Raw genomic sequence first — 18,500 nt, 5'->3', positions numbered from 1 at the left:
GCCAAGGTCCCCTCGGGCCTGGAAAGAGCGCACACCTCCCCATGCCCCAGACACCGCCCACCGCCGTCCTCACCCCCGCCGCCGACCCCGGCCCGCTGCGCGCCGCGGCGCTCCACGTACGCGGCAGCCTCACCGCCGCGGTGCTGCTGCGCAGCGGACATCTGGCCGGTGAGGCGCTGGTGCCGGTGGTGGTCGGCGTCGTGATCGACCGGGCGGTGGACGGCGGCTCCGGCCGGGAGCTGGCGGCCTGGCTCGCCGTGCTCGCCGCCGACTTCCTCGCGCTGTCGCTGTGCTTCCGCTTCGGCTCCCGCGCCACCGTCGCCGCCGCCGAACGCTCCGCGCACGCCGTCCGCGTACGGCTCACCGACCGGATGCTCGCGCCGGACGGGACGGCCGTACGGGACCGGATGCCCGGCGACCTGATGTCGGTCGCCGTCTCGGACGCGCAGAACGTCGGCAGATTCACCACGTCCGTCGTCCAGGCGATCGCGTGCGTGTTCGCGCTCGTCCTCGGCGCGGCCCTGCTGCTGCGCATGTCCGTCACGCTCGGCCTGCTGGTGCTGCTCGGCACGCCCGCCGTCCTCGTCGCGGTGCATCTGCTCGGCCGCCCCCTGGAGCGCCGCGGCGCGGCGGAACAGGCCGCCGCCGCCCGCGCGTCGGGCACCGCGGTCGACTTCGTCGCGGGACTGCGGGTCCTCAAGGGCCTGCGCGCGGAGGGCCCCGCGTACGCCCGCTACGTCGAGGCCAACCGGACCAGCCTGCGCGCCACGATCTCCGCCGCCCGCTTCGAGGCGCTGATGGACGCCGCCGCCGTGCTGCTCGGCGGAGTCCTGGTCACCGCGGTCGCCCTGGTCGGCGGGCGGCTCGCCCTCCAGGGCCGGATCAGCCTCGGCGACCTCATCGCCTGCACCGGCCTGTGCCAGTTCCTGCTCGGGCCGACCCAGGGCCTCATCGCCGTCGGCCCCGACCTCGCCCGCGCCCGCGCCTCCGCAGGACGCGTCACGGCGGTGCTCGACACGGCGGGCGCGCCCGGCGCTCCCGCCGCGGCCAAGGACGCCCCGGTGGCCGATTCCCCGGCGAACCCGCGTGGCGCGCTCGAACTGCGCGCCCTCACCTACGGGCGGCTGCGCGGGGTCGAACTGAGCGTCGCGGCCGGGGAGCACGTGGGGCTGGTCGTGCCGGACCCGGCCGCCGTCGCCGACCTGATGGCGTGCCTGCGCGGACAGGCGGAGCCCGAGAGCGGCGCCGTCCTGCTGGACGGCACGGCGGCCACCGACCTCACCGGGGCCGCGATACGCGAACGCGTCCTCGTCGCACCGCACCACCCGTTCCTCTTCGACGGCACGATCCTCGACAACCTCGGCTCCGGGCCCGAGGGAACCCTTCCCCGGCCCGCCCCCGACGGCCTGCTGCCCGCCGCGGGGGACACCCGCGTCGGCGAGCGCGGCGCCTTCCTCTCCGGCGGCCAGCGCCAACGCGTCGCCCTCGCAAGGGCGTTGGCCGCCGACCCGCCGATCCTCGTGCTCGACGACCCGACCACCGCGATCGACTCGGTCACCGAGGCCAGGATCGCCCGCACGGTCACCGACGAGCGGGCGGGCCGTACGACACTGATCGTGACCACGTCCCCCGCGCTGCTCGCGGCCTGCGCGCGTACCGTCCTGATCATCGAAGGCGCGGTGGTGGCCAGCGCGCGGCACGCCGACCTCACGGCGGCCGAACCGGCCTACCGGGCGGCGGTGTTCGCATGAGCGCGCAGACCGAGCGGACCGGGGAAGCGACCACCGTCGCCGACCTGCTGCCCGTCGCGACCCCGGCGAGAACCGGCCGCGCGGTGCTCGAACTCGTCCGCCCGCAAAGGGCGTTCGCCCTCCTGACCGCCGCGGTCTTCGTCGCCGAGGCACTGGTCGGCCTGGTCGGGCCGCTGGCGCTCGGCCGGATCGTGGACGTGGTGCAGCAGCGGCGCGGCGAGGGACCGGTCTACGTGGCCGCGGGTGTGCTGCTGGCCGCGGTGCTGGCCCAGGCCCTACTGACCGCGATGGGCCTGCGGCTGACCGCGCGGGTCGGCGAGACCGCCCTGGCCCGGCTGCGCGAACGCGTCATCGAGAGCGCCTTCGCCCTGCCCGCGCAGCGCGTCGAACAGGTCGGCGCGGGTGACCTCGCCGCGCGGATCGGCGACGACGCCTCCCTGGTGGCGGGCGCCCTGCGCGGCGTGCTGCCCAGCGTGGCGGGCGCCGCGCTGACCATCGGCTTCACCGTCATCGGACTGACCGCCCTCGACTGGCGGTTCGCCCTGGCGGGGCTGTGCGCCATGCCGATCCAGACAGCCACCATGCGCTGGTACTTGCGCCACTCGGGTCCCCTCTACGCGGCCCAGCGCGTCGCGGGCGGCGAGCGGACCCGGCAGATCCTCGAATCGGTGTCGGGCGTCGAGACCGTACGGGCCTTCCGGCTCACCGAACGGCACACCAAGCGCGTCGCGGACCGCTCGGCCGCCGCGATGGGCTACGCCCTGCGCGCGGTCACCCTGCGCTCGCGCTTCTACGGCCGCCTCAACGCGGCCGAGTTCACCGGCCTCGGGCTGATCCTGTGCACCGGCTACTGGCTGGTGCACGCCGGCCACGCGGGCGTCGGCGAGGCCACCGCCGCCGCGCTGCTGTTCGTCCGGCTCTTCGACCCCGTCAATGTGCTGCTGGGGCTCGCGGCGACCGCGCAGGAGGCGGCGGCGGGACTCGCCCGGCTGGTCGGAGCGGCCGACCTCGCACCGGAGCCCGCCGCCGAGCCGGGCGTGACGGCCGTACCCGCGCCGCGGGAGCCCGCCGCCGAGCCGGGCGGGACGCCCGTACCCGCGCCGCGGGAGCCCGCCGCCGACCCCGCACAGGGCCCGGCGTATCTCCTCGACGCGCGGGACATCCACCACGCCTACCTGCCGGGACGGCCCGTGCTGCACGGCGTCTCGCTGCGGCTGGCCCCCGGCGAGCAGGTGACGCTGGTCGGCACGACCGGCGCGGGCAAGAGCACCCTGGCGAGGATCGTCGCGGGCGTCCATCCGCCGACGTCGGGTCACGTGTCGGTCCAGGCCACCGGGCGGGCGGGGCGGCCCGCCGTGCTGCTGCTCGACCAGGACACCCACGTCTTCGCCGGTACGGTCGCCGACAATCTGCTGCTGGCCCGGCCGGACGCGGACGAGGCGGCGCTGACAGCGGCTCTCGACGTGGCGGGCGCCCTGGCGTGGGTCCGCGCGCTGCCCCAGGAGACGGCGACGCGGGTCGGGTCGGGCAGCATGGCGCTCACCGCCGTGCAGTCCCAGCAACTGGCGCTGGCCCGGCTGGCGTTGGCCGATCCGCCGATCGCCGTGCTGGACGAGTCGGCGGCCGAGGCGGGCAGCGAGGGCGCCCGCACGCTGGAGGCCGCCGCGCGCGAAGTGCTCGCCGGACGCACGGCGTTGGTGGTGGCGCACCGGCTCACGCAGGCCGCCACCGCGGACCGGGTCGTGGTGATGGACGACGGCCGCATCGTCGAGGAGGGCCCGCACGACGAACTGGTCGCCGCGGGCGGCCGGTACGCCGAGCTGTGGTCGGCCTGGTCGTCGCGGGCGACCGCGCCCGCCACGCCTCCGGTGTCCTGGGCCGCGACACCCGGAGTCCAGCACCAGCCATGAGGCACAAAGCATGAGGTATCAGCCATGAGGTATCAGCCATCAGGCATGAGGCATCGGGCACTCGGCGTCCGCCGCGCGGTCAGCCGGAACCGCGCACGTCCCGTCCCGCGGCGGCCCAGTTCGAGGTCAACTGGTCGAGATAGGACTGGGCTTGTGACCCGGGGGTGACGCCTCGGGCGAAGGCCAGCATGTTGCCCGCGCCGGTGTTGTAGCCGAGCGCGATCAGCTGATTCACCGTCAGGGAGGTGGAGCGGTGGGCGGGGAGCTGGGCGGCCAGGTCGTGCAGATACCAGGCCGCCGACTCGATGGCCAAGCCGGTGTCGTCGGGCAACTCGTCCCAGTCGCGGCCGGCGAAGTCGCGGCCCCGTCTGGTCTCGTCGAAGGTGGCCTTGTGCATGTTCGCGATGCCGAAGGCGGCGTCCGGCTTGAGCTTCTGCCAGGCCCGTTGGAAGGCCGGGTCGTGCGGCTTGTAGTCCTCGTTGTAGAGGATCGCCATCAGCACCTGCGGGTCGATCCCGGCGCGGGCCGCGTACCGCTTGACCTGCGGCGCGTACCGCCCGAGACCGTCGCTCGCGGAGACCGAGGGTTCGGCGGACGCGCTCGGCGCGCTGCTGCTCGGCCGGGCGGAGCCGCCGGCCGTCGGCCGGTCGGCGGCGTCGGGGCTGTGCCCACGGCCGCCCGCGGCCCATCCGGCGACCACCAGGGTCGCCAGGACGACCCAGGGCCACCGCTTCCGGGGCTTGTCCACCGCCACTGTCCCGCCGCCTTCCGTCACCGCACGGTGCCACCGTACGGACTCCCCCCGCGACACGCGCGTCCGCCGCGTCGCGAGGAAGTACTGACCTCCGCCGCAGGTCCGGGCCTGGACCTGTGAGCACTTCAAAGATTGCGCAATCAAGGAACCGCGTCGCGCGGATCCTCGTTCTTCTCAGTAGAGGACGCGAAAACAAGCGGGAAGGTGGAGAGAGCTCGTGGGTGTGACTCTGTCCAAGGGCGGCAATGTCTCTCTGAGCAAGGAAGCCCCCGGACTGACGGCCGTCACGGTCGGCCTGGGGTGGGACGTACGGACCACGACGGGTTCCGACTACGACCTGGACGCGTCCGCGCTGCTGTGCGACGCGGCCGGGAAGGTGCTGAGCGACCGGCACTTCGTGTTCTTCAACAATCTGGAGAGCCCGGACGGCTCCGTCACGCACAGCGGCGACAATCTGACCGGCGGCGGTGACGGGGACGACGAGCAGATCAGGGTGAGCCTCGCGACGGTCCCGCTCCAGGTCGACAAGGTGGTCTTTCCCGTGTCGATCTACGAGGCCGAGAAGCGCGGCCAGAGCTTCGGCCAGGTCCGCAACGCGTTCATCCGTATCGTCAATCAGGCCGACGGGCGCGAGCTCGCCCGCTACGACCTGACCGAGGACGCCTCCACCGAGACGGCGATGGTCTTCGGCGAGCTGTACCGCAACGGCGCGGAGTGGAAATTCCGCGCCATCGGCCAGGGGTACGCCTCCGGTCTCGCGGGCATCGCCACCGACTTCGGCGTCAACGTCTGAGGTCCACCGAGCCGGGGCCGCCCCTTCCACCCCCCCTGGGGGCGGTCCCACCCCCCGTCGCCTGAATCCCGCCACGTCCGCACCCGCAACAGTTCCCCAATTGCGTAATCGATAAAGTGTCGCGCATGGAGAGAGCAGGGAACGGCGCCGACGGCTGGGAAGCCGCGGTCCTTGACGGCGGTCCGGCGGACGGCGTGCGGATACGGGTGGCCGGACGGCCGCGAGTGGTGCAGGTGAGCTGTCCGTGCCCCCTCGACGACGAAGCGGGCACGACGGGCGTACGGGTGGACGCGCTGCACATCTATCGACGCACGTCCCGCGCCGGGGACACCCCTTTGCGCTACGGCTTCGACGCCGCCAGTCCCTGACGGGCGGCGGTCCGCGCCTCGTACCGCGTCTTCGCCATCACCAGCGCCGTCCCGTACGACATGAGGACCGCGGCGAGCAGCGCGTAATAGAAGAGCGGGAGCGCGGTGAAGCCGAGGGCGGGGGCGAGGGGGGAGAGGGGGACGAGGATGCCGATGGCCGCCAGCGCGCTGGTGGTCACCCGGATCGGGCCGGGCGCGCGGCCCTCCGCGGCGGTGCGGCCGGTGCGCAGCAGCAGCATCACCAGGGCCTGCGTGAGCAGATTCTCGGTGAACCAGCCCGACTGGAAAGCCTCTTGGCTGGCGCTGGTGCCGAATCCCCTGATGGACAGGGCGAGGATGCCGAAGGTCGCCACGTCGGCGATGGCGTTGAGGATGCCGAAACCGGTGACGAAGCGCAGGATGGCGCGGGGTTCGAGGGCCGAGGGCCGCGCCATGTCGGCGGCCGGCGGCCGGTCGTAGGCGAAGGCGAGCTGCGCGCCGTCGAAGCAGAGATTCTGCACGAGGACCTGCATCGGCAGCATCGGCAGGAAGGGCAGCAGCAACCCGGCGGTGAGCATCGCGATGACGTTGCCCAGATTCGAGGACAGCGCGATCCGCAGATAGGTGGCGATGTTGCCGCTGCTGCGGCGCCCGGCGACGATCGCGTGGCAGATCGCGGTGAGGTCCTTCGCCGCGAGCACCACGTCGGCCGCCTCGCGCGCCACGGCGGTGGCGTCACGCGGGCTGATCCCCACGTCGGCGGCGTGCAGCGCGGGCAGGTCGTTGACACCGTCGCCGAGGAAACCGGTGACGTGGCCGCCCGCGCGCAGCGCCCGCACCACGCGGGCCTTGTGCGCGGGGGTGCAGCGGGCGAAGACCGTGGTGGTCTCGGCGAGTTCGGCCAGAGCGTGGTCGTCCAGGCCGTCGATCGTGTCGCCGGTGACCACCCGGCCGGGGTCGAGTCCGATCTCGTCGCAGGCCCGCGCGGCGGTGCCCGGATGGTCGCCGGTGAGCACCTTCACGGTGACACCGCGCCCGCTGAGCGCCGTCAGGGCGTCGGCCGCGGTGTCCGCCGCCGCGTCCCGCAGCCCGACGACGCCCAGGAACGTCAGCCCGTACTCGTCCGACGCCGTGACGGACGAGGCGCCGGACTTCGCGGGCCGCTCCGCCGCGGCCACGGCGAGCACCCGCAGACCTCCCTCGGCCCGCTGCGCGCACATGGACAGCAGCCGCGCTCGGGCCTCGTCGTCCAGGTCGGTGTCCCGGCCGTCCACGCGCTGCCGCACGCACCGGGCGATCACCGCCTCCGCCGCGCCCTTCACGACCAGCGCGTGCGTGCCGGGACTGCCCGGTGTCCGCAGCACCACCGTGGCCAGGCGGCGTACGGGATCGAAGGGGAGCGCCGCCACCGCGTCGTGGTCGAGGTCGTCGCCGCGCTCCTCCGCCGCGTCCAGCAGCGCCTCGTCGAGCGCGTCGGGCGAGGGCAGCTCGGCGAGTTGGAGGGTCCACAGACTGTTGACGGCCGCCCAGTGCAGGACGTCGGGACTGTCGTGCCCCTCGCCGTCGACATGGCAGGCGACGACGGGCCGGTCCTGGGTCAGGGTGCCCGTCTTGTCCGTGCACAGGACGTCCATCGCGCCCAGGTCGTGCAGCGCGGGCAGCCGCTTGACGATCACGTCGCTGCCACGGGCGAGCAGGGACGCCCCCCTGGCCAGCGTCGTGGTCACCACGACCGGCAGCATCTCCGGCGTCAGGCCGACCGCCACCGCGACCGCGAACGGCAGCGTCTCCAGACCGCGCCCGCGCAGACCCGCGTCGGCCATGAGCACCAGCGGCGGCGTCAGCAGCATGAACCGGATGAGCGACCAGGAGATGCCGTGCACGGAACGGTCGAAGGCGCTCTCCCGCCGCCGCGTCGACATACCGCGAAAGCCCCGCGCGAACCGGGTGTGCTCGCCGGTCGCCGTCACGACCCCCGTCGCGCTGCCCGAGGCGACGCTGCTGCCCTGGAGGCACAGGTGCGGCGCCTCCTGCGCGGACGACGAACCGTGCCGGTGCCGGCGGTCGCCGGACACCCCGTCCCCCGGCTCCTCGTCGGAGGCGGGCGACGCGTCACCGGTCGGGGCGGGACTCTCCACCGGATACTTGGCGACGGGCGCGGACTCCCCGGTCAGCGCGGCCTGGTGCACGGTGAGCCCGGTGGCGCGCAGCAGCCGCAGATCGGCCGGGACCAGATCCCCCGGGCCGAGCAGGACGACATCCCCGGGCACCAGTTGGTCGACGGGGATCTCGCGCGTCTCCGGCGCGCTGTTCGCGTCCGCTCGACGGCGTACGGTCGCGGTCGCGGCGACCAGTTCCCGCAGCGCCGACGCCGACTGGTCGGCGCGGTACTCGCCGCTGGAGCGCAGCACACAGCTGACCGTGACCAGCGCCATGATCACGCACGCGGTGTTCCAGGCGGCGACGGCGGCCGACACCAGGGCGAGGCAGAACAGCACGGTGGTGAAGGGATCGCGCAGGCTGCGCAGGAAGCGGCGCGGCCAGGAGACGGAGCGCAGCGCGGGAAGGACGTTCTCGCCGTACCGGGCGAGCCGGTCGTCGGCCTGCGACTCCAGCAGCCCGCGCGGACCGCTGCCGACCACGCGCAGGAACTCCAGCGTGGGCAGATCCGCCGTGTCGGGGGCGGTGAGGTGACCGGGCGGCGCGCCCTGCTCCAGGCCGTCGACCGGCTCGGGCGCCGCCCAGGCGGTGGGACGTGGTCCGCTGTCAGGCGCCCAGGTCACGGACGCGCCCAGGCGTTGTCGTGTACCCACCGCGTTCCGCGAGCTGCCGCAGCATCCACCGCACCATGGTCTCCACGTCCGGGTCGTCCACCAGGTACACCACGTGCCGTCCCTCACGGCGCGACCGCACCAGGCCGGCGAGCTTGAGCTTCGTCAGGTGCTGGCTGACCGCGGGCAGCGCGCCGCCGACGCGGTCGGCGAGCGCGGTCACATCGCTCTCGCCCTGCATCAGCGTCCACACCAGGTGCAGCCGCGCGGGCGAGGCCAGCAGGCCGAAGGCCGCGGCGGCCTGTGTCAGCACCTCAGCGGGCAACTCCTCGAAGTCGCCCCCGCCCCTCGCCACCACCGCTCTCCCTCCGGACCGCGCCTGCGCGCCGACCGCGCGAGCGCTCAGTCTAGAGCGTGTCCGTGAACGCCGGACCTCTCCCGTGACCTGCGCTGCACGGGCGCCGGACACCGACCCTCCGGCGCGGCCGGGCACCGGCGCGTGAGGCCGCGGGGTAGGGCAACAGCCGTCGGCTCAGAGGGACGTGACCCACTCGTCGGTGGTCATGACCTGGGCCTGCTTGGGGAAGACCTTCTCGATGAGGATGCGGTGGACGTCGGGTTCGTTGTCGGCGCAGGCGTCGGACAGGACGGTCAGGCGGTAGTCGAGGTCGGCCGCCTGGCGGATGGTGGACAGGACGACGCCGCTGGTGGACAGGCCGGTGAGGACGAGCGAGTCCGCACCGGCGCCGCGCAGCAGGACCTCCAGGTCGCTGCCGGTGAAGGCGCTGACCCGGCGCTTGACGGCCACCGGCTCGTCGGCGCGCGGGGCGAGCGCGTCGACCACCTGGGTGGCCGGGTTGTCCTGGGTGAAGGCGTCCCCTGCCTGGCTGAGGGCGCTGAAGGAGAGGTTCGAGGCGGCGGTCTCCGGATAGCCGGGCCGGAAGGCGACCCGTACGAAGATCACCGGAATCTCGGCGGCGCGGGCGGCCTCGACCGCGCGGGCCGCCGCGGCCACGACGGAGTCGTCGGCGATGCGCTGCACGATGCCGTTCTGGAAGTCCATGACCAGCAGGGCGGTACGGGATGCGGACATGAGGGGCGGGTCCTCTCGACGGAAAGTAGACAGTCTTAACTGAACAGTGAGAATTAAACAGTGTAGGCTGACGATATGCAAAGTGAAGCGAAGCCGGTCGCTCCCGGCATGCTCCAGGCGTCCCTGGACGTCCGCGTGGTGGTGGGCAGACTGCGCCGCCGCATCCTCCAGGTGACGGACGGGGAGGATCTGACCCCGTCGCAGTCGTCCGTGCTGATGCGCGTCAGCCGGGGCGACGCCGTCACCGCCGCCGCGCTGGCCGACGCCGAGCACGTACGGCAGCAGTCCATGGCCGCGACGCTGTCCTCACTCGAGCGGCTGGGACTGATCCACCGCACCCCCGACCCCGCCGACGGCCGCCGCCAGATCGTCGAGCTGACCCCCGCGGGCCGCGAGCGCGCGGAGGGCGCTCGGCAGGCGGGCGTGGAGTGGCTGGCGCGCGCCTTGGAGGAGCAGTACGACGACGCGGAGCGGCACACGATCAGTGAGGCGATGCGCCTGTTGGGCAGGCTGACGAACTGATGGCCGCGATACCGCAGGGACAGTCCGGGCAGTCCGGGCCGTCCGGGCCGTCTGAGCAGCCCGAGGCGTCCGCCGTGCCCGCCGTACGAACGGAGCAGGCCGCCGTACGGCCGGAACGGACCGCCGCGTCGGGTGCGCCAGCCGCCGTACAACCCGCCGCGCGGTCCGCCGGACCGGCCGCTCCAGGCCGGCCCGAGCGGCCCCAGCGGCCCGAGCGGTCGGAACCCTCCTCCGCACCGGCCGAGGTCGCCTTCGACCGGCGGCTGCTCGCGCCGATGATGATCGGCTCGATCCTCAACCCCGTCAACTCCTCCATCATCGCCGTCGCCCTGGCGCCGATCGGCGCCGCCCTAGGCGCCGACGCCGCCCGGACGGCCTGGCTCATCTCCGCGCTCTACCTGGCCACCTCCATCGGGCAACCGCTCGTCGGACGGCTGGTCGACACGTACGGCCCCAAGCGGCTGTTCCTCGCCGGGACCGCGCTGACGGGCGTCGCCGGGGTGATCGGCACCCTCGCCCCGAACCTCACCGTCCTCGTCGCCGCCCGCGTCGTCCTCGGCTTCGGCACCTGCGCCGGTTATCCGGCCGCCATGTACCTGATCCGCAGCGAGGCCGAACGCACCGGGATGAAGAGCCCCGCGGGCGTGCTCACCACGCTCGCCGTGACCGGCCAGACCGTCGCCGTCATCGGCCCGACCCTCGGCGGCCTGCTCATCGGCCTCGGCGGCTGGCGGAGCACCTTCGCCATCAACATCCCGCTCGCGATCGCCTGTCTCGTCCTCGGTTGGATCCACCTGCCGGGCAGGACCGCGATCGCGCCGTCGGGCGCCGCCGACGGCGCCCCGCTCCCCGACAGTGGGCCGCTCCCAGTCGGCGCCCCGCTCCCCGACGGCGGGCCGCGTCCGCGCAATCGCCTCGACTGGGCGGGCGTCCTGCTCTTCGCCGCCACCCTCGTGTCGCTGCTGCTGTTCCTCATGGACGCCCGCACCGACCGGGCCTGGCTCATCGCGCTCACCCTGCTCGCGGGCACCGGCTTCGCCCTGCGCGAGCGGCGCGCCGCCGACCCGTTCATCGACGTCGGCGTCTTCGCGGGCAACATCCCGCTGCTGGCGACCTACGCCCGCACCTTCGTCGCGTACACCGTCTCGTACTCCTTCATCTACGGTTTCACGCAGTGGCTGGAGGACGGCAGGGGGCTGAGCGCCTCCGCGGCCGGGCTGCTCCTGCTGCCCACCTTCGCGGTCGGCATCGTCGTGTCCACCCTCACCGGGCGCAAGGCCGTCGTGCGCGGCAAGCTGGTCGTCGGCGCCGTGGCCCAACTCGTCGCCTGCGCCATGCTGTTGGCCGTGGGCGACCACGCCGCGGTGTGGCTGCTGGTCGCGGTCGCCGTCGTCCTCGGACTGCCGCAGGGCCTGGTCAGCCTCGCCAACCAGAACGCGCTCTACTTCCAGGCCGACCCCGCGCGCATGGGCGCGTCGTCCGGGCTGCTGCGGACGTTCATGTATCTGGGCGCCATGGTCGCCTCCTCCGCGACCGGCGCCTTCTTCGGCCGCCGCGCGACCACCTCGGGACTGCACGGCCTCGCCCTGTTCATGCTCGCCGCCGCGGCCGTCTTCCTCGTCCTCACCCTCGTCGACCGCTCGCTCGGCCGGATCGCCGCGCCGCAGGAGACGAAGCAGGCCGCGCCCGCGCGGTGAGGGGCACGGTGGTCAGCCGCGTCCCGTCGCCCCCAGCAGGCGTGACACCGCCGGCAGCCGCAGAATCCTCGGCAGGAGCAGGCCGAAGAGATACGCGAGGGCCACGCCCGCGACCGTGGCCCACAGACGCTCGTCGGCCCGGGCACGGGCCTGGTCGGGCTCCGCGTGCAGCAGCAGGAGCAGCACGAGGACCGTCGAGTACGCGGGGGTCAGATACCAGCGGCTGCCCTGGGTCGCCGCGGCGAGCGCGAGCGTGGCCGCGGCGGTCACCGCGTACGCCCAGTCCGGCGCGTCGTTACGGAGCAGCAGGAGTGCGACCGCGCCACCGGCCAGCACCGACAGCACCCGGCCGAAGGACCGCAGCCGTTGCATCTGGGGCCGCGGACGCATGACCATCAGCGCGGCCACCACCGGCCAGCCCGGATGCGTCGGTGCCAGCGCCAGACCGCAGCCCGCCGCGGCGGCCCCGGCCGCGCCGAGCCGCAGACCGTACATCCTGGCCTGTTCGGGGGAGGGCGCCGGGCCCGGCGGCCTGGGGGGCGGCGCGGTCGACGGCCACAGCAGCGACACCAGCCAGGCGTACGCGGAGCCCGCGACGATCAGCCCGGTGATGCCGAGCGCCTGGGACACGTCGTCATAGCTCAGCCCTGCGCCCACCATGGGCAGGCTGAGCACGAGCAGCACCATCCCTGCCGGGCGCCGTGCGGCGACGACGGCGGACGCGTACGCCAGCAGGAACACGCCGGGCACCGCGACCCACCGCACCTGCACCAGCAGCGACCCCAGCACCATCGGCAGGCCGGTGCACAGGCCGACCACGACGGTCATGAACCGGGCCCGCCGCCGGGCGGGCATGCGCATGACGGCGGCGGGGAGCACGCCCACCGCCAGCGCCATGCCCGCGCCCGGATTGTGCAGCGCCACCGCGGCGCCCGGCAGCGCGTACAGCAGACCGCGCGCGAAGCCGGGCCACGCCCAGGCGACCCGCGGCGGCGACCCGGCGGCCGCTGTCGCGGTGTCCTCCCCGCTCACGGCCGGTGTCGCGGTGTCCTCCCCGGTCACGACCGGTGTACGTCCGCCGCTACGGAGCGGGCGGGCGACGGGTGCAGGGACCGCATGTGCGCAAACCTCCGGTACGGAGCCCCCGCCCGGCGCGGCGCCCTGAACCTCCCACCCTTCGCCGTAACGCCGGGCCGCGCACGTCACGGCACGCATCGGGGTGACGGTATGTCACGGGACCCGCCGCCCGTTCCCGCCGTCGGGCGGGTACGCGGGCCGTGCGGAGGCGGGTGGCGTCCGGGCTGGAACGGCTGCGTCGAGCGTCACGATCCCCGCCGCTGCCACCCCGTCCGTCCGATCCCGGATGTGGCAGGTGTGAAAAGGGTGTCGACCGTATGCTGTTGGCCGCTGGTGGTGCGCCGGCAGGGGCGAACAAGGGCAGTTCGGCGCATCGCGCGGCTCCCGCACATCGCAAGAGGGGAAGCGCTCACGTGACCGATCCGACCGAGCAGGAACTTCCGGACAACTGGGGCCGCTGGGGTTCCGACGACGAACTCGGCACGCTCAATCTAATCACCGACGCCGTACGCGCACAGGCCGCCGCCGAGGTGCGGACCGGCCGGTGGGTGTCGCTGGCGCAGCCGATCACGCCGACCCCCATCGTCAGCAGCCCGTTCGCGCCGACGACGGTGGACGTCTCCCCGGTCCAGCAGATGATGTCCTACACCGGCGTTCCCGTGGCGGCCGATCTGACGCTGACGCAGAACCACCACGCGGGCTCGACCCACATCGACGCGCTGGCGCACTGGTCGACCGACGGTCAGGTCTACCCCGGACGCCCGAGGGACCAGGTCGTGACCGCCGCGGGCGTGACCTTCGCTTCGACGGGGGCCTTCGCCGCGGGCATCGTCACACGCGGGGTGCTGCTCGACCTGGCCGTGGACGGCCCGCTCGCGCCCGGTCGCGCGGTGACCTCCCACGACCTGGAGGAGGCCGAGAAGCGGCAGAACGTCGAGGTGCGCTCGGGCGACGCCCTCGCGATCCGGCTCGGCTGGCCCGCCACGCCCGTCCCCGGCACACCGACACCGGGCATCAGCCTCGACGCGGTGCGCTGGATGCACCACCGCCAGGTCGCCGTCTACACCGGTGACCGGGGCGACGCCTTCCCACCGCTCGATCCGAACGCGCCGTCGCCGCTGCACGGCGTGGCACTCGGCCGGATGGCCATGCCCCTGATCGACGCCTCACAGCTCGACGATCTCGCCGCGCTGTGCGCGGAGTTGGGGCGCTACAGCTTCCTGCTCTCCGTCGCGCCGCCGCGTATCCACGGCATGACCGGCGTCCCGGTCAACCCGATCGCCCTCTTCTGATCGGCCGGTTCCGCACCGTGGGGACCGGCTCGCGGGCGTCAACCGGCCAGCAGCAGGGCGCCTGCCGTGATCAGGGCCGCGACCTTGGCGGCTTCCAGGCCGATGTAGGCGTAGTGGGCGTGGGAGCGCGGCGGGTCCTGCCCGGCCAGGACCGCGTTCGAACGGCGGGTCAGGCGGGGCCGTACCACGGCCAGTTGGAGGACGAGCAGAGCCACGGCGGCGGTCAGCGCGACCGTCGCGCGGGCGGAAAGGGGTCCGCTGGCCGCGACGGTCAGCAGGGTCACCGCGAAGACCCCTTCGACGGAGTTGAGCGCGCGGAACACCAGGCGGCCGATGCCGAGACCGATACGGACGGTGACGTCCGGGGCGCGGAACTTCAGCGGCGCCTCCAGGAAGGAGATGGCGAGGACCATCCCGAGCCAGGTGAACACCAGGGCCACCGAGGCCGCCGCCGAAGCGCTCAACGCCCCTTCCCTTCCACGGGGCGTGCCGCCCGGCCGAGGTGGACCACGCACAGGTCGGGTTCCACGAACGGCTCCAGCCGCTCGGCGGTCAGCGGCGCCTCCATCGCGGCCAACGCGCCCTGGATCAGGCCCAGATGGATCGGGCAGACGATCTTCGACCGCTCCTGCGCCAGGTCGAGGAAGGGGCAGTGCCGCAAGCCGATCCGGTCGACGGCGCCGCGCGGCGGGCGCTCCGGGGCGAAGCCGAGGTCGTCGAGCAGGCGGATGAGACCTTCGACCGCGCGCGCCTCGGTGACCGTCGTGCGCGCCTCGGTGACCGTGCCCGACGGGGCCGTTGCGTCCGGTGCCTCGGTCAACTCCCCGCCCCAGGCGCGCCCGGCCGCGACCGCCGCCTGCGTGGGACGGGGCCTGTGCGACAGCTCCTCGACGAGGATCGACGCGAGCAGCCGGTAATTGCGCGGTCCCGTCCGGTCCATGCCAGGGGCGGCGCGGAACAGCAGCGGCGGCCTTCCGGGCCCGGTGCGCGCGGCCGCGACCTGCTCCGCCTGCCCGTGCCCCACCAATGTGTCGAGGTGGAACCGGGCCGTGTTCGGGTGCACTTCGAGGCGGCGGGCGATGTCGGCGATGCTCAGCGGCGCCGCCGATCGCCGGAGCAGGTCGAGGACGTCCCGCCGACGGCCGGCGAGCGCGTCGGTCACGGCGTCCGTGGGATCGGAGGGAGGCGTCATGCGCTAGAGTTTACACAATCGCCACTTGTAGAAATAGAGGGAGGCGCGGCCCGTGCCAGGACCCGAGCTCGACGTACGTCCGCTGCCCAAGCCCGGCAGGCACCCCGCCGTCTTCGCCGCGTACGACGCCCTCGCAGTAGGGGATTCGCTGGTCCTGGTCAACGACCACGACCCCCGCCACCTGCGCGAGGAGTTCGACACGGAGCACCCGGGCGGCCACGACTGGCAGTACGAGGACAAGGCGCCGGGGGAGTGGCGGATCCGCATCCGCAAACTCGCGTCGACCTCGCTGCCCCGCGTCCTGACCGGCGCGCGGCGACCGGACTCCCCGGTGGTCTCGGACTCCCCGGTGGTCTCGGCGGCCCCGGCCTTCCCGGATGCCGCGGACGGTCCGGGCGCCCCGGCCGTCGCATCGCCGGGCGTGCCCGACGCCTCCGGCGCGGTGTGGAAACTGCGCATGCGTGACCGCGACTTGGACTCCAACATCATCCAACTCCCGCCGCACGCGGGCATCGCACCGCACCTCGGCCCCGACCTCGACGTGCTCGTCCACATTCTCGACGGCGACGGCCGCCTCACCACCGAACTCGACCAAGTCCCCCTCGTCCCCGGCGATTTGGTGTGGCTCCCGCGCCGCTCGCTGCGCGCGTTCACCGCGGGTCCGCACGGGCTGCGCTACCTGACCGTCCATCAGCGCCGCCAGGCCCTCGTGCTCGCGCCGCCGAGCTCTCGCGTCTGAGGGACCGCGTGTGAGCGGCCGCATGGCGCGCGACGGCGGTGATTCCCGCTGCCGACGAGGTCTGCCCGGACCGGGCGGTGCGGAGGACACCGGGCGCGGACCGGACCGCGACAGGAGGGCAGCGGGCACGGCATGGCGTGTCGTCGTCCATAAAACGCTGTAGTAGCATGCTGGTCCGAGATCGACTCCTTTGCGCTGACGCACGCCTAAATGGGGCCAGTTCCCACGGCCGGCCCGTCTCCCGTCTCTCTGCCGTGAACGGAGATCCACCCCATGGCCACTGATGCCGCGCAGCCGTCCTTGCTCCTGCCCGAGGTCGGAGGGCGGCTGCTGGCCGCCCTGGACATCGGCGGGACGAAGATCGCCGGAGCGCTGGTGGACGCCGAGGGCCGCGTACGCCACCGGGCCCGGCGTCCGACGCCCGCGGGCGCCGACTCGGCGGTTCTCGGCGCCGTCCTCGAGGTGCTGGCCGAGCTGACCGAGCATCAGGACTGGCGCGCGGTCACGGCGTTGGGCATCGGCAGCGCGGGTCCCGTCGACATCGCGGCGGGCACGGTGAGCCCGGTGAACATCCCCGCCTGGCGCGGCTTCCCGATCGTCGAGCGCGTACGGGCGCACCCCGCCGTGGCGGGAAAGCCGGTGGTGCTGTGCGGCGACGCCGTGGCGATGACGGCGGCGGAGCACTGGATCGGCGCCGCGCGCGGGTACCGGAACGCGCTGTGCATGGTGGTCTCGACCGGCGTCGGCGCCGGACTCATCCTTGACAACGCTGTCCGCAGCGGGCCGACCGGCAACGCCGGGCATCTGGGGCACATCACCGTCGACCTGCTCGGCGAGGCGTGCGTCTGCGGATCGCGGGGCTGCGTCGAGCAGTTGGCGAGCGGCACGTCCATCACGCGCCGCGCGCTGGAGCAGGGCTGGCGGCCCGATGAGGGTCCGGCCGACGCGGCGGCGGTGGCCGTCGGCGCCCGGCAGGGCCACCCGGTCGCGCTGGCGGCCTTCGACTCCGCCGCGCGGGCCCTGGCCGCGGGCATCGCGGCGGTCGCCACCCTGGTGGAGATCGAGGCCGCCGTCATCGGCGGGGGCGTCGCCGAGGCCGCCGACGTGCTGTTCCCGCCGCTGCGCCGCCACTTGGAGTCGTACGCCGCGCTGCCGTTCGCGGCCGGGGTACTCGTGGAGCGGGCCGCGCTGCGGGGGGACGCCGGACTGGTCGGTGCGGCGGCCATCGCGGGAGCGGCCACGGCCGGAGCGCGCTGAGCCACGGGCCCGCGTCGCGGCGTACGGCCGGGGCGTGGGCCTGTCGACCGCCCGGGGCGGCTTGGGCCGCTGACCGTCGCCGACCGGCGCGTATGCAACGTTTGAGTGTACGCTGAGCCGACGAGGCGGCTCGCACGGTCCACCCCTCGGCCGGGACTCCCCGCGACCCGCGACTTCCGGCCCCGGTGCGGCGCGTCTCGGCACGGCCCGACCACGAGACGAAGGCGGACATCCGGGTGAGCCAGACGGCAGCAGCGGGCGGCGGGCGCAAGGCCACGATCAAGGACGTCGCCCGGCGTGCGGGAGTCTCGCCGTCCGCTGTGACCATCGCCGTGCACAACAAGCCGGGCGTGTCGTCCAGTACGAAGGAACGCATCCTCCAGGCCGCCCGTGACCTGGGCTGGAGCCCGAACCAGGCGGCGCAGTCGCTGTCCGGCCGGGCGCTGCACACCGTGGGACTCGCCATCGCCAGACCCGCGCGGATGCTCGGCCTCGAACCGTTCTACATGGAGTTCATCTCCGGTATCGAGAGCGTGCTCGGCCGCCACTCCTGCTCGCTCCTGCTGCGGCTGGTCGAGGCCGACGACGAGATCGAGGTCCACCGCGAGTGGTGGCAGGGCAACCGGGTCAACGGCAGCATCCTGGTCGACCTGCGGGTGGACGACCCGCGCATCCCGGCGCTGTCCGCGATCGGCCTGCCCGCGGTGGCCGTCGGACACCCCTCGCTCGCCGGTCCATTCACCTCCGTGTGGACCGACGACGCCGCCGCGACCGTCGAGGCGGTCCGCTATCTGGCGGCGCTCGGGCACCGCAGGGTGGCCCGGGTGAGCGGACCCGCCGAGCTGGGGCACAGCGCCATCAGGACCCGCGCGTTCACCGAGACGGCGGCCGAGTTGGGCCTGTCGGCGCGGACCGTCGTCGCCGACTTCTCCGCCGACCAGGGCAGCCGCGCCTGCCGTACGCTCCTGCTCTCCGCCGAGCGCCCCACGGCGATCGTCTTCGACAACGACATCATGGCCGTCACCGCGCTGGGCGTGGCCGCCGAATTCGGCCTGTCCGTACCGCAGGACCTGTCCCTGCTCGCCTGGGACGACTCGCAGTTGTGCCAGCTCACCCGGCCCATGCTCTCGGCGATGCGGCACGACATCTTCTCCTTCGGCGCCGACGTCACCGAGACGCTCTTCGATGTGATGACGCATCAGAAGCCCGCGTCGCACGCGGCCCAGATCCCCGGCCTCGTCCCGAGGGGTTCGACGGCGCCGCCGCCCAGGCCGTAACACCGCGCTGTCGTCGGGCTGTTGAGGT

At 73.9% G+C, this 18,500-nt stretch carries 17 protein-coding genes; 10 read left to right on the top strand and 7 right to left on the bottom strand.

The window, feature by feature from the left end; all coding sequences use genetic code 11:
* Positions 1–41 precede the first annotated feature (41 nt).
* Both ABZX65_RS19270 and ABZX65_RS19265 read left to right on the top strand, forming a co-directional pair.
* A complete protein-coding gene (locus tag ABZX65_RS19270) occupies positions 42–1,751 on the top strand; it encodes an ABC transporter ATP-binding protein (RefSeq protein ID WP_355340921.1) in 1,710 nt (569 codons plus the stop codon).
* On the top strand, positions 1,748–3,661 hold the full coding sequence (locus ABZX65_RS19265) for an ABC transporter ATP-binding protein (protein WP_355340918.1): 1,914 nt from the start codon (positions 1,748–1,750) through the stop codon (positions 3,659–3,661). The genes ABZX65_RS19270 and ABZX65_RS19265 overlap by 4 nt, the downstream gene beginning before the upstream one ends.
* 79 nt (positions 3,662–3,740) lie before the next feature.
* Here ABZX65_RS19265 and ABZX65_RS19260 read toward each other — a convergent pair whose 3' ends face one another.
* A complete protein-coding gene (locus ABZX65_RS19260; RefSeq protein WP_355340915.1) occupies positions 3,741–4,409 on the bottom strand; it encodes a lytic transglycosylase domain-containing protein in 669 nt (222 codons plus the stop codon).
* Positions 4,410–4,632: 223 nt separating this feature from the next.
* Here ABZX65_RS19260 and ABZX65_RS19255 point away from each other — a divergent pair, with 223 nt between their 5' ends.
* Positions 4,633–5,208, top strand: a complete 576-nt coding sequence (locus tag ABZX65_RS19255) for a TerD family protein (RefSeq protein ID WP_355340912.1) — start codon at positions 4,633–4,635, stop codon at positions 5,206–5,208.
* A 125-nt stretch (positions 5,209–5,333) separates the two neighbouring features.
* On the top strand, positions 5,334–5,576 hold the full coding sequence (locus tag ABZX65_RS19250) for a hypothetical protein (RefSeq protein ID WP_355340909.1): 243 nt from the start codon (positions 5,334–5,336) through the stop codon (positions 5,574–5,576).
* On the opposite strand, the gene mgtA is transcribed toward ABZX65_RS19250, so the two are convergent.
* The 3 genes from mgtA to ABZX65_RS19235 form a co-directional block, all read right to left on the bottom strand.
* Positions 5,549–8,272, bottom strand: coding sequence for a magnesium-translocating P-type ATPase (gene mgtA / locus ABZX65_RS19245; RefSeq protein WP_355341332.1), 2,724 nt, complete (start codon positions 8,270–8,272; stop codon positions 5,549–5,551). The genes ABZX65_RS19250 and mgtA overlap by 28 nt on opposite strands.
* Positions 8,273–8,321: 49 nt before the next feature.
* A complete protein-coding gene (locus ABZX65_RS19240) occupies positions 8,322–8,684 on the bottom strand; it encodes a metalloregulator ArsR/SmtB family transcription factor (protein WP_355340906.1) in 363 nt (120 codons plus the stop codon).
* Positions 8,685–8,858: 174 nt separating this feature from the next.
* Positions 8,859–9,419 (bottom strand): cysteine hydrolase, encoded by a 561-nt coding sequence (locus ABZX65_RS19235; protein ID WP_355340903.1) that lies wholly within the window; start codon positions 9,417–9,419, stop codon positions 8,859–8,861.
* Between the two features lie 75 nt (positions 9,420–9,494).
* On the opposite strand from ABZX65_RS19235, the gene ABZX65_RS19230 reads away from it, so the two are divergent.
* Both ABZX65_RS19230 and ABZX65_RS19225 read left to right on the top strand, forming a co-directional pair.
* Positions 9,495–9,941, top strand: coding sequence for a MarR family transcriptional regulator (locus ABZX65_RS19230; RefSeq protein WP_355340900.1), 447 nt, complete (start codon positions 9,495–9,497; stop codon positions 9,939–9,941).
* Positions 9,941–11,638: an MFS transporter gene (locus tag ABZX65_RS19225; protein ID WP_355340897.1), complete on the top strand. Its 1,698-nt coding sequence runs from the start codon at positions 9,941–9,943 to the stop codon at positions 11,636–11,638. Before ABZX65_RS19230 ends, ABZX65_RS19225 begins: the two co-directional genes overlap by 1 nt.
* Before the next feature lie 12 nt (positions 11,639–11,650).
* On the opposite strand, the gene ABZX65_RS19220 is transcribed toward ABZX65_RS19225, so the two are convergent.
* On the bottom strand, positions 11,651–12,700 hold the full coding sequence (locus ABZX65_RS19220; protein ID WP_355340894.1) for an FUSC family protein: 1,050 nt from the start codon (positions 12,698–12,700) through the stop codon (positions 11,651–11,653).
* Positions 12,701–13,128: 428 nt separating this feature from the next.
* On the opposite strand from ABZX65_RS19220, the gene ABZX65_RS19215 reads away from it, so the two are divergent.
* Entirely contained in the window at positions 13,129–14,007 is an 879-nt protein-coding gene (locus ABZX65_RS19215; RefSeq protein ID WP_355340891.1) for a cyclase family protein, read from the top strand.
* Between the two features lie 38 nt (positions 14,008–14,045).
* Here ABZX65_RS19215 and ABZX65_RS19210 read toward each other — a convergent pair whose 3' ends face one another.
* Positions 14,046–14,420 (bottom strand): hypothetical protein, encoded by a 375-nt coding sequence (locus tag ABZX65_RS19210; protein WP_355341329.1) that lies wholly within the window; start codon positions 14,418–14,420, stop codon positions 14,046–14,048.
* 47 nt (positions 14,421–14,467) lie between these two features.
* Entirely contained in the window at positions 14,468–15,199 is a 732-nt protein-coding gene (locus ABZX65_RS19205) for a helix-turn-helix domain-containing protein (protein ID WP_355340888.1), read from the bottom strand.
* Between the two features lie 52 nt (positions 15,200–15,251).
* Here ABZX65_RS19205 and ABZX65_RS19200 point away from each other — a divergent pair, with 52 nt between their 5' ends.
* From ABZX65_RS19200 to ABZX65_RS19190, 3 genes are all read left to right on the top strand, one after another.
* Positions 15,252–15,938, top strand: a complete 687-nt coding sequence (locus tag ABZX65_RS19200) for a DUF2249 domain-containing protein (RefSeq protein ID WP_355340885.1) — start codon at positions 15,252–15,254, stop codon at positions 15,936–15,938.
* 273 nt (positions 15,939–16,211) lie between these two features.
* A complete protein-coding gene (locus ABZX65_RS19195; RefSeq protein WP_355340882.1) occupies positions 16,212–17,195 on the top strand; it encodes an ROK family protein in 984 nt (327 codons plus the stop codon).
* Between the two features lie 236 nt (positions 17,196–17,431).
* Positions 17,432–18,472, top strand: a complete 1,041-nt coding sequence (locus tag ABZX65_RS19190; protein ID WP_355340879.1) for a LacI family DNA-binding transcriptional regulator — start codon at positions 17,432–17,434, stop codon at positions 18,470–18,472.
* Positions 18,473–18,500: the final 28 nt, after the last annotated feature.

The sequence above is a fragment of the Streptomyces sp. NPDC003300 genome (assembly GCF_040610915.1).
GTDB lineage: Bacteria > Actinomycetota > Actinomycetes > Streptomycetales > Streptomycetaceae > Actinacidiphila.
The sequence above is the reverse complement of the archived record's forward strand: the minus strand, read 5'-3'. Positions and strand labels throughout refer to the sequence as shown.